The 11,501-nt window shown below is 54.1% G+C and carries 11 protein-coding genes; all 11 read left to right on the top strand.

Annotated elements, in window-relative coordinates:
- Positions 1 to 221: 221 nt before the first annotated feature.
- The 11 genes from PHC90_06625 to dut all read left to right on the top strand — a co-directional run bounded on the left by PHC90_06625 (position 222) and on the right by dut (position 11,498).
- Entirely contained in the window at positions 222 to 692 is a 471-nt protein-coding gene (locus tag PHC90_06625; GenBank protein ID MDD3846022.1) for a ribosome maturation factor RimP, read from the top strand.
- 2 nt (positions 693 to 694) lie between these two features.
- On the top strand, positions 695 to 2,107 hold the full coding sequence (gene nusA / locus PHC90_06630; protein ID MDD3846023.1) for a transcription termination factor NusA: 1,413 nt from the start codon (positions 695 to 697) through the stop codon (positions 2,105 to 2,107).
- A 29-nt stretch (positions 2,108 to 2,136) separates the two neighbouring features.
- Positions 2,137 to 4,725, top strand: a complete 2,589-nt coding sequence (gene infB / locus PHC90_06635; protein MDD3846024.1) for a translation initiation factor IF-2 — start codon at positions 2,137 to 2,139, stop codon at positions 4,723 to 4,725.
- Between the two features lie 135 nt (positions 4,726 to 4,860).
- Positions 4,861 to 5,160: a DUF503 domain-containing protein gene (locus PHC90_06640; GenBank protein MDD3846025.1), complete on the top strand. Its 300-nt coding sequence runs from the start codon at positions 4,861 to 4,863 to the stop codon at positions 5,158 to 5,160.
- On the top strand, positions 5,157 to 5,507 hold the full coding sequence (gene rbfA, locus PHC90_06645; GenBank protein ID MDD3846026.1) for a 30S ribosome-binding factor RbfA: 351 nt from the start codon (positions 5,157 to 5,159) through the stop codon (positions 5,505 to 5,507). Before PHC90_06640 ends, rbfA begins: the two co-directional genes overlap by 4 nt.
- Complete coding sequence (locus PHC90_06650) at positions 5,491 to 6,480, top strand: bifunctional oligoribonuclease/PAP phosphatase NrnA (GenBank protein MDD3846027.1); 990 nt, start codon at positions 5,491 to 5,493, stop codon at positions 6,478 to 6,480. Before rbfA ends, PHC90_06650 begins: the two co-directional genes overlap by 17 nt.
- Before the next feature lie 55 nt (positions 6,481 to 6,535).
- Positions 6,536 to 7,420: a tRNA pseudouridine(55) synthase TruB gene (gene truB / locus PHC90_06655; protein MDD3846028.1), complete on the top strand. Its 885-nt coding sequence runs from the start codon at positions 6,536 to 6,538 to the stop codon at positions 7,418 to 7,420.
- Between the two features lie 13 nt (positions 7,421 to 7,433).
- A complete protein-coding gene (gene rpsO, locus PHC90_06660; protein MDD3846029.1) occupies positions 7,434 to 7,703 on the top strand; it encodes a 30S ribosomal protein S15 in 270 nt (89 codons plus the stop codon).
- An 18-nt stretch (positions 7,704 to 7,721) separates the two neighbouring features.
- The gene (gene pnp / locus PHC90_06665) at positions 7,722 to 9,806 is read left to right on the top strand and encodes a polyribonucleotide nucleotidyltransferase (GenBank protein ID MDD3846030.1); all 2,085 of its coding nucleotides are present in this window, start codon (positions 7,722 to 7,724) and stop codon (positions 9,804 to 9,806) included.
- 4 nt (positions 9,807 to 9,810) lie between these two features.
- Positions 9,811 to 11,070 carry a pitrilysin family protein gene (locus tag PHC90_06670; protein ID MDD3846031.1) on the top strand — a complete coding sequence of 420 codons (1,260 nt, stop codon included), beginning with the start codon at positions 9,811 to 9,813 and terminating at the stop codon, positions 11,068 to 11,070.
- The gene (gene dut / locus PHC90_06675) at positions 11,058 to 11,498 is read left to right on the top strand and encodes a dUTP diphosphatase (GenBank protein ID MDD3846032.1); all 441 of its coding nucleotides are present in this window, start codon (positions 11,058 to 11,060) and stop codon (positions 11,496 to 11,498) included. The genes PHC90_06670 and dut overlap by 13 nt, the downstream gene beginning before the upstream one ends.
- The last annotated feature ends 3 nt before the right edge of the window (positions 11,499 to 11,501 follow it).

Consider the following 11,501-nt stretch of genomic DNA (forward strand, 5'->3'; position numbering starts at 1 on the left):
CCCATGGGGGTCTTCGAGAACAGGACCAGCATGGAGCGGATCCTGTATGCAGTCTTCCTCTATGAGAACATACGCTATGGGGTGCACTATGTTTTTGGCTGCTGACACAAAATACTTGACGTTACCAGAAATGCTGGTATTTGGCATTGCATTCCCCCGCAAACTATGATAAAACAATGAGATTAAGTGGGTTCAGCCCGCTTTTTTAATTTTTAGTCAGGATGATATCCGCCACGGAAACCATAGAAAAGATAAAAGACATAGTTGCACCCATCCTTGACGAACGCCTCCTGGAGTTGGTTGAGATAGAATTACGCCCTTCCGGCAAAAGATGGCTTCTGAGGATCTTCATCGACAAGGAAGGGGGCGTGACGATCGCCGATTGCGAGTATGTGAGCCGTGAACTGAGCAGGGTCCTCGATGTTGAAGATCCCATCGAACAGCCGTATACCCTGGAGGTTTCGTCTCCGGGTCTGACGCGATCCCTGAAGAGCCGGGAAGACTTCGCGAGGTTCAGGGGGAAGAAGTGCCGGATAATCACTCACGAGGAAGTGGGAGGGAAACGGGAGTTCCTGGGAACGATCGTCGATGCAGCGGGCGACGAAGTGACGATAGAGGAAAAAATAGGTATGTTTACAATCCCGATATGTGCTATAAAAAAGGCACATTTGGAGTTTGATTTTGAGGGGTAACGATGTATTTTGATCTCAATTATGTCATTGAGCAGGTAGGAAAGGAAAAAGGAATACCCAAAGAGACCATTATCGAGGCTCTTGAAGAAGCTATATTGTCGGCGTCGAAGAAGAAATACGGCAGTCATCTCGATCTCGAGGCGCATTACAACGAAGAATTGGGAGAGATAGAGGTCTTTCAGTTCAAGACCGTCGTTGAAAATGTCAATGAGCCCGACATGGAGATAAATGAAGAGGACGCCAGGCATCATGACCCCGAATGCATGGTAGGCGACGCCATCGGCATCAAGCTCGATACGTCGTCCCTCGGCCGCATCGCCGCCCAGACCGCCAAGCAGATCATCATACAGAAGGTGAGGAACGCGGAAAGCGATGTCATTTACAACGAGTACAAGGGCAAAAAGGGAGAGATCATCACCGGTGTCATCCAGAGGGTCGAAAAGAACCATTACATCATCAACCTGGGGAGAACGGAAGCCCTCATGCCTTTCAAAGAAGGGATACCGGGCGAGACGTTCCGCCAGAGAGAGCGCGTGAAAGGCCTTATTCTCGACGTGGAAAAAGGCCAGAAGGGCTGCATGATCCTCATGTCGAGAACCCATCCCGGGTTTCTCATGAAACTCTTTGAGCTTGAGGTGCCGGAGATCCAGGAAGGGATCATCAAGATCATCGGGGCGGCCCGTGAACCGGGCGAACGCGCCAAGATATCCGTCTACAGCGAAGACCCCGACATCGATCCCATTGGCGCCTGCGTCGGTGTCAAGGGCTCCCGCGTTCAGAGCATCGTCCAGGAGCTTCGGGGCGAGAAGATCGATATCATCCCTTTCAGCAAGGACATTGCGAAGTTTGTCTGCAACACGCTGGCGCCTGCAAGGGTGTCCAAGGTCTATATAAATGAAGAAGAGCATTCGATGGAGGTCATCGTCAACGATGACCAGCTTTCCCTCGCCATCGGGAAGAAAGGGCAGAACGTTCGTCTTGCCTCGAAGCTGACGAGCTGGAAGATCGACATAAGCAGTGAGTCCGAGGTCGAAAAGACATCCAAGAAGGTCATCGACGAGCTTGTGGACAATCTCAAGGTATCCGAGATCCTTGCCCGCATACTCCACGACGAATACCTGCGCGACCCGAAGGACATAGCAAAGCTGACGCCGGAAGAGATGAACAAGATAACCAGCATATCCGTAGAGGACTGCAGGCGCATCATCGACGAGGCGAAGGCGATCATGGCGAAGAAGGCGCGCGAGGCGCAGGAAGCCAGGGAATCCGAAGAGAACAATGCCGCTGCGGAAAGTGAAAGCCCGCAGCTTACAGAGATCGACGAAAAAGAAGGGGGTGCCGAAGAGCCGGCGCAGGAAGCGCGGCAGGAATCAGAGGCAAAGCAGGATGAGAAAATCGTTCCAGCCGGCGAATAACTGCCTCGGGGAGCAAGGAAGGATCAGGAATGACGAAAATTAAGATTACGGCCCTTACCGACAAGGCCAGCGATGACGAGATACTCGCCAAACTGAAAAAGATCGGCGTGAAGATCAAGGACAAACCGAAGGATGGCGAGACAACGCACGAAGCGGTAAAGGAACAGACCTCCACAATGGGGGAAACCCTTGTTGAAACAAGGGTTGCTTCCACCATCATCAGGCGGAGGGTGAAGGCTCCCCCGAAGGCCGAAGAAGAACCTAAAGAAGAGAGACCGGAACTCGAAGAGGAAAGAAAAGCCGAGGCCCCCTCGGCGAAGGCCCCTGCCAGAAGAAGGGCGCCGAAAGCCCCGAGGCTGGAAGAGGAGATCATCGAGGAGGCACAGAGGAAGATCCCCGAAGACCTTCATATCCATATAGAAGAAAGACAGCACGAAGCGCCTGAGGAGGCGGAGAGAGCAGCGCAGGCTGCTCCCGCCGAGGACAAAGCTCCCAAGGGTGACATAGAGCATATTGCGGAAGAAAAAGAGAAGGAAATTACGAAGGTTCTCGAAGAGGCTTATAAACAGGACCTGGAGAAAGATTTTAAGGCCGTCGAAGGTGAAGGCGGGGAAGGACCCGAGCGCCAGAAGAAGAAAACGGAAAAGCTCCTCAAGAAGATCGAGGAGCAGGAGGCAGAGGAGTCCAAGGATAAGAAAAAAGGCACCCTGAAAAGAAAGGTTGTCATCAAGGAAGAAGACCTTTATTCCTTCAGGAGACAGAGGCCCAGAACAGGGTCCTTCAGGAAGGACAGGAGGGACCGGGGCGGCGGACAACGAACGGAAGAGGAAAAGAGACCCGAGTCCAAGATCGCCAGGCGCGTTGTCAAGGTCAGCGATGAGGTCACCGTAGGCGAGCTTGCAAGAAGGATGAACGTCAAGGCACAGGACATCATCAAAAAACTCCTGCCTCTCGGCGTCATGGCGACGGTGAACAAGACGATCGACTACGATACCGCATATCTTGCCGCGACTGAGTTCGGCTTCGACGTTGAAAGGATCGTTTCCATCGAAGAAGAGTTTTTTGCCCGGGAAGAAGTGGAGAACGAGAGCCAGGAGAACTTGAAACCGCGTTCGCCTGTTGTCACGATCATGGGCCACGTCGATCACGGCAAGACCCTCCTCCTCGATACCATACGGGACACAAACGTGGCCGAGCGTGAGGCCGGCGGTATCACCCAGCATATCGGTGCCTACAAGGTCAACGTGGACGGCAAGGAGATCGTTTTTGTCGACACTCCGGGCCATGAGGCCTTTACCGCCATGCGTGCACGGGGAGCGCTCGTCACGGATATCGTCATACTGGTGGTTGCGGCAGACGACGGGGTCATGCCCCAGACGGTCGAGGCCATCAACCACGCCCGCAGCGCCGAGGTTCCTATTATTGTAGCCGTGAACAAGATCGACAAGGAGAATGCCAATATCGACAAGGTCATGAAAGAGCTTGCCGAACAGAACCTCATTCCCGAGGACTGGGGCGGCACGACACTGTTCGCCAGGATATCGGCCAAGAAGAAAGAGGGTATCAAGGAACTGCTGGAGCTTATCGTTCTGCAGTCCGAAATGCTGGAACTCAAGGCAAATCCCGACAAACTGGCCCGGGGGACCGTCATTGAAAGCGAGCTTGACAAGGGTCATGGGCCCATCGGGACCGTCATTATCCAGGACGGCTCTCTCAAGATACAGGATCCTTTCATTTCGGGGATGACCTTTGGACGCGTCCGTGCCATGATCGACGACAAGGGCGGCAGGATCCAGATGGCGCCTCCATCCACACCGGTCCTGGTTGTGGGTTTTCAGGATGTTCCCCACGGTGGTGACCGTTTTATCGTTACTACCGAAGAACGGTACGCCAAAGAACTCTCCAAGTTCAGGCAGGAAAAACTCCGCGAGAGGGAGGCGCTCAAGAGCGCGCGGACAACCCTTGAAGACCTTTATTCAAAGATCGGCGAGACAGAGAAGGTATTTCTCAACGTCATCGTCAAAGGCGACGTTCGCGGCACCATCGATGCCATCGTGGCGGCCCTGAAGAAGATGTCCACCAATGCCGTCGAAGTGCAGATAGCCCACAGCGGTGTCGGTGCGATAACTGAAACCGACGTGAACCTGGCCATGGCGTCGGGTTCCATCATAATCGGTTTCAACGTACGACCCGTCGCGAAGGCGCAGGCGCTTGCGGAGCAGGAAAAGATCGAGATCAGGCACTATTCGATCATATACGACATGATAGACGACGTGAAGATGGCGATGGAAGGCATGCTGGCGCCAAAGATCGTCCAGGTGACCATCGGCAAGGCTGAAGTGCGGAAGACCTATTCCGTGTCCCGAATCGGCATCATCGCCGGCTCCTATGTGATGGAGGGCAAGGCGACGCGCAACTCCACGATCAGGGTCGTCCGCGGCGGAAAGATCCTGCATACGGGAAAGATAGCTGCCCTGAAACGTTTTAAGGATGATGCCAAGGAAGTGCTGTCGGGATACGAATGCGGCATTTCGCTCGAGGATTACAACGATATACAGGAAGGGGATGTCTTTGAATTCTTTGTTGAAGAAAAGGAGAAACAGACCCTTGACGGTTAGATTCGATTCCCTATCAAAGCGGAGCCTTCGTTACCTTTTCGGAGCGCTTTTCGATGTACTGGAAGTACGCCTGCGTTGGCTCCTCATGGGTGCCCCGGTATCATCTTTGATCTGGGATCGAAATGGTTGAAGGTTATGGTAGTTGGTGTCTCTCGCGTCGATATTTTCTTTCCTGAGAATCACTCTCTCAAAGACAAACGGCAGATGCTGAGAAAAGTGATTGAGAAGACACGGGCGAAGTTTAATATTTCAATGATCGAGGTGGACCAATCGAACCTGTGGCAGAGGGCAAGCATCGGTTTCACCGTCGCAGGGGTGAGACAGGACCACGTGAACAAAGTCATAGAGAATGTCCATGAATACATGGAGTCCCTTTATCTCGGTGAGGTTATCGACACTTCATCGGAGATCATCGTTATCGGGAACGAGATATGAGATACCGGCGCCTTCGTGTCCAGGATCTGCTCCGCGAGGAGATATCGCTCATCATTCAGCGCGAGCTGCACGACCCCGGGCTTGGTTTCATCACCATTGTCGAGGTAAAGATGAGCGAGGACCTGAAGTCCGCGAAGGTGTATATCTCCATATACGGGAGCGATGAGGAGCAAAAGCACACCCTTGAGGCCCTGAAACGCTCCAAGGGCTACATAAAATTCCTCCTCGGGAAAAGGGTGACGCTCAGATACATACCCGAACTTACCTTTCTTCTCGATGACACCCTGGAGAGGGTGCAGAGGATGGAGGAGATCTTTAAAAAGGAGATCGATGAAGGCAAAGATTAAGAGGTTGATCACGGAAGGCCGCAGCTTTCTCGTGACGACCCACATAGATCCTGACGGCGACGCCATCGGGTCCGCTTTTGCTTTCTCTATGGCCCTCGGTGTGCTGGGGAAGGAATCAACGGTCTATCTCAGGGACAAGGTACCGTACCGGTATGAATTTCTGCCGGCGCCGGAAAAGGTTGTTCATACGGTCCCTGAAGGGAAATACGATGCTGTTTTCGTTCTCGACTGCGGGAGTCTGTTTCGGGTCGGGGAGGGTCACGATCAGATAGGTTCCCTGGGGCCTGTCGTCAATATCGATCATCACGATACGAACGACCACTTCGGCGTGATCGACCTTGTCGATTCCGGGGCATCGTCGACGGGAGAGATCATATACCGGGTCCTCGGGTCCCTGGGTGTGAAGGTGGATCCCGATATCGCGATCAATCTCTACACGGCGGTCTTTACCGATACCGGCTCGCTTCGGTACGACAACACAAGCCTTGAGGCTTTCAGGATCTGCGAAGAGATGGTGAGGGCAGGCGTTAGACCGTCCAGGGTGGCAATGATGGTCTACGAGAACCACCCCAAGGAAAGGTTTCTTCTCCTCGGCGAGGTGCTCCGCACCCTGACGACCTATGGCGACAGGATAGCTGTGGCCTGCGTGACGTCGGCCATGTTTGAAAGGACGGGCACGAATCGCGAATTCACCGACGGTTTTGTCGAATTCATAAAGGAGATACGGGGTGTCGAGGTCGCGGTGCTCATCAGGGAGATCGACAAGAGCCACCACAAGGTCAGCATGCGCGGGAAGGGCACCGTGGACGTTGCCGCCGTCTGCAATGTCTTCGGCGGCGGAGGGCACCGGAATGCCGCCGGATGCCGTATTGAAGGCACCATGAAAGAAACGGAAGAAAAACTGCTCCAGGCCCTCGCGGCCGAAGGATGCATGAAAGACTGTGAAGACATTATTGCACAGGGCCGTGCCTGAAAGGGCGGCACGCCTGAAGGCTGAAAGATTAGGAAGGAAACGGGATACAGGGAATATGAACGGATTTTTGATAATCGACAAGAATGCAGGGATGTCCTCCTATGACGTCATAAGAAGGCTCAAGAGGCTCCACAAGTTCAAAAAGATAGGATACATAGGCACACTTGACCGCAACGCGACGGGCATTCTCCCTGTCGCCCTCGACGAAGGGGTGAAGCTCATCCCCTTTCTCGAAAATGTGGAAAAGCAGTACCGCGCGAGATGTCTTCTCGGCATAACCACCGACACGCAGGATATCGAGGGAAAGGTGCTTACCGAGACACCGACGGAGCCCTTCGACCGGCAGGTCATCGAGGATGGGCTCAAGGCCTATCTGGGAAAGATAACCCAGCTCGTTCCCGCCTATTCGTCGAAAAAGGTCAACCGCAAGCCTCTCTATAAATGGGCGCGAAGCGGTGTGCAGGTAGAACAGCCAATCAAGGAGGTGGAGATCTTTGATATCACCCTTCTTGACTACACCCACCCCTATCTGGATCTGGAGGTGACGTGCTCCAAGGGTACCTACATCAGGGCGCTCGCAAGCGACCTCGGTGAGAAGCTCGGCTGCGGGGCCACCCTCTATACGCTGAAACGGACCAAGCAGGGAGACTTCACGGAAGAGATGGGGACTGATATTGATTATTTCAAAATGGAGCAAGACCTGTTAGACTATTTGTTACCCTTGGAGAATATCCTGGGGTCAGTGCGCGGCATGGTCGTGGAGACGGTTCTTGAGAAGTTCCTGAAACACGGTATGCCCGTGCCGATAGCGGGCAGCGCGAAGGAATGGAGGCACGGTGAAGCTGCGAGGCTCTTCAACAAGCAGGGGACGCTTATAGGCGTGGGAGTTGCGGACCTCGGATCGAAAACCATAAAAATAAAACGATTGATCAATCATTAAGAAGGAGGAATATATGCCACTCGACACTCAGCGGAAAAAGTCGATCATCGAGGATTTCAAGACCCACGATAATGACACCGGTTCCCCGGAGGTGCAGATCGCGCTTCTCACGGAAAGGATCAGATCCCTGACGGAGCATTTCAAAAGATTTTCCAAGGATCACAATTCCAGAAGAGGGCTTCTCGTTCTCGTCGGAAGCAGAAGACGGCTCCTTAGCTACCTCAAGGAGAAGAATGTGGACCGCTACAAGAAAGTCGTAGAAAGACTGGGTCTGAGAAAATAAAGGAATAATAGGAAAAATATGGAAGAAAATATTACTATCGAATTCGCAGGTAGACCGCTGACCCTCAGTACGGGAGGTCTGGCTAAGCAGGCCGATGGAAGCGTTGTTGCACGTTATGGGGACACGGTAGTTCTTGTCACCGCTGTTTCCGAGAAAGTGGAGAAGGACAAGGATTTCCTTCCCCTGACCGTCAACTACCAGGAGATGTTGTACGCGGCTGGCAAGTTTCCCGGCGGGTTCTTCAAGAGGGAAGGTCGTCCGACCACGCGGGAGATACTCACATCCCGACTTATCGACCGACCACTGAGGCCGCTTTTCCCGAAAAACTGGCGATGTGAAACGCAGGTGATCTCAACGGTTCTTTCGGCTGACCAGGACAATGATCCCGGCATCCTGAGCCTCGTTGGCGCATCCTGTGCGGTCACCATATCGAACATTCCCTTTGAGGGACCTTTCGCGGCGGTCAGAGTGGGAAGGATAAACGGGGTCCTCAAGGCGAACCCGACCTTTCCGGAAATGGTGGACAGCGATATCGATATCGTCGTCACGGCAACCCGTGACGCCATCATCATGGTGGAGGGTGAGGCGCATTTTGTGAAGGGCACCGATCTTATCGAAGCGATAGAGTTCGGGCACCAGTCCATGATGCCGCTCATCGAGATGCAGGAGCAGCTTTGCGCCAGGGTAGGAAGACCGAAGAGGCAGGTAAAGGTTGCCGAAGACCTTTCCGACAGGAAGAAGGAAGTCCGCGGCATAGTCGAGAAAGACCTTGTTGAGAGCTTTGCCATCAAAGCCAAGCTGGAAAGGTACGAACGGCAGGACCAGATCCTCAAGGACCTGAAAGCCCGATATACCGACGAGGAAGCGGGGGTCATCGCAAAAGCATATGAAGACGCAACGCGGGATCTCATGCGCGAGCAGCTGCTCGCAACGGGCAAAAGGATCGATGGCAGGGCAAGCGATCAGATCAGGCCCATTTCCTGTGTTGTCGGCTCCCTTCCCAGGACACATGGTTCAGCGGTCTTCACGCGCGGCGAGACGCAGGCGCTGGCAGTGACCACCTTCGGGACATCCGATGACGAGCAGAAGATCGAATCACTCCACGAGGGAGAGACATACAAGACATTTCTTCTGCACTATAATTTCACGCCCTTTTCGGTGGGCGAGGCCTCCATGCTCCGCGGACCCACGCGGCGCGAGATAGGCCACGGCAATCTCGCCGAGCGGGCGTTGACCCCTATCCTGCCTGAGAGGGAGGCCTTCCCGTATACTATCAGGATCGTCTCAGAGATCCTTGAATCGAACGGCTCTTCTTCGATGGCGACCGTGTGCGGCGGCTGTCTTTCACTTATGGACGCCGGCGTGCCCATCAAGGAACCGGTGGCAGGCATAGCCATGGGCCTTGTAAAAGAAGGGGACCAGGAGATCATTCTCAGCGACATCCTCGGTGACGAGGACCACCTCGGCGACATGGACTTCAAGATTGCCGGCACGCGCGAAGGCGTCACTGCCATTCAGATGGATATCAAGATAAAGGGAATATCCAAGGACACGATGCAGAAAGCGGTCATTCAGGGCCAGCAGGGCGTCGGAACGATCCTTGACATTATGGCCCAGACCATCGAAAAGCCGAGAGAAAGCCTCTCACCCTACGCCCCGAGGATCTACACCATGATGATCAAGCCCGACAAGATACGGGAAGTCATCGGCCCGGGCGGAAAGGTCATCAGGAGCATCATTGAAAGAACGGGCGTCAAGATAGACATCGACGATTCGGGGACCGTCAACATTGTTTCCGTCGACGAGGAGTCCGCTAATGCCGCCATCGAGATAGTCAAATCCATCGTGAAGGATGTCGAAGTGGGCACCGTATACGAGGGTATAGTCCGGCGGGTGCTCGACGCCGGCGTGGTCGTGGAACTCGGTCCCAACATGGACGGTTTCTGCCATGTGAGCCAGCTCGATGACAAGTTTGTCAAGAAGGCCTCCGACGTCGCAAAGGAAGGCGACGCTATGACCGTAAAGGTCATCGGCGTGGAAGATAACGGCAGGATAAAACTGTCGAGAAAGGCTGTTCTCAAGGACGGGAAGGGACAGCCGTAAGTAGATGTATAAGAAAACCGTACTCGATAACGGTATCACCGTCGTTACAGAATCCATCGCATACTATTCGACGGTTTCGATAGGTATATGGTGGAAGGCGGGGAGCCGTTACGAGACGGTCGGCAACAACGGCATCTCTCATTTTATCGAACACATGCTTTTCAAGGGGACGACGGGACGCACGGCGTACGATATCGCCCGTGAGATCGACGCCATCGGCGGCTCCATCAATGCCTTCACGGGCAGGGAATACACCTGCCTCTACGCGCGGGTCCTGCGCAAAGACCTGAACATTGCACTGGATATCATCTATGACATGGTGCGGAACTCGCTTTTTGCCCCCGAGGACATCGAGAAGGAGCGCTACGTTATCAATCAGGAAATCAAGATGATCGAAGATAATCCCGAGGAGTATATCTACGATATGTTCAACGCCTCCTATTACAGGGAGCATGCCCTCGGGATGCCCATACTTGGGACGGAAGAGACGGTGGACCGCCTGACACGAGATCAGCTGACAGACTATTTCAAGGACTCCTACGGGCCGGAGAACACCATCATAACGATCAGCGGCCGGGTAAGCCACGATGCCTGCGTGGAGGACATAAGACGACGCTTCCTGGGTATCTCTCCGGGAAGCGCCGGAGCGAATGCCCTCGTCGCCCCCTATCCTACGACGGGAATCGACATCTACGAAAAGGATCTGGAGCACGTCTATCTGTGCATCGGCACCGATGGTGTCAGCCAGGTCGACAGGCGCAGATACGTGCTTTACATACTCAACGCCATTATGGGCGGCAGCATGAGTTCCCACCTTTTCCAGGAGATCAGGGAACAGCGGGGCCTTGTCTACAATATCTACTCCTATGTCAACTGTTATCACGATGCCGGTACGTTCGGCATATCCACGTCGACATCGCAGGAATCCATAGCGGAGGTGCTCGGCCTCATCAAGGAAGAAATAGTGCGTATCCGCGACCGGGGCATAACGGATGCGGAACTTTCCTTTTCGAAGGAGCACATCAAGGGCAACCTTTTTATTGCCCTTGAAGGTTCGGATACGCGGATGGGGCGCCTTGCGAAGAACGAGATATATTTCGGTGCCTATATTCCTCTCAAGGAAACCCTCCGTGAGATAGACAGGATCAGGAAAAAGGATGTAGCCGCCATTGCCGGGGAGATATTCAAACATCCCTCGGAGATATCCCTGACCGTCCTTGGCAATGTTGACCGACAGAAGGTTGAGAAGGTATGGAAAGAATAGATGTCCTTATAAGAACACTGGACGGGGCGGCGATACCCGTTTATGCGACGGATCACTCGTCAGGTGTCGATCTGTGCGCCTTTGTTGACGATCCCATCGTGCTCGCGCCTATGGACCGGGCCCTTGTTCCGACGGGCATTTTTATCGGTATACCCGAGGGCTTCGAGGCCGAGGTTCGGCCGCGGAGCGGCATTGCCCACAAACACGGCGTGACGGTCCTCAATACCCCTGGCACCATCGATTCTGACTACCGGGGCGAGGTCAAGGTGATCCTCATCAATCTTGGCAGTGAGCCTTTTACGATAAACAGGGGGGACCGCATAGCGCAGATGGTTTTCAAGAAACTCGCCCGGGTCGACTTCCGGTCCGTCGCGAGCCTGACCGATACCTGCCGCGGCCAGGGAGGCTTTGGCTCGACAGGGGTATAGGGG

The organism is Syntrophorhabdaceae bacterium, assembly GCA_028698615.1.
GTDB lineage: Bacteria > Desulfobacterota > Syntrophorhabdia > Syntrophorhabdales > Syntrophorhabdaceae > Delta-02.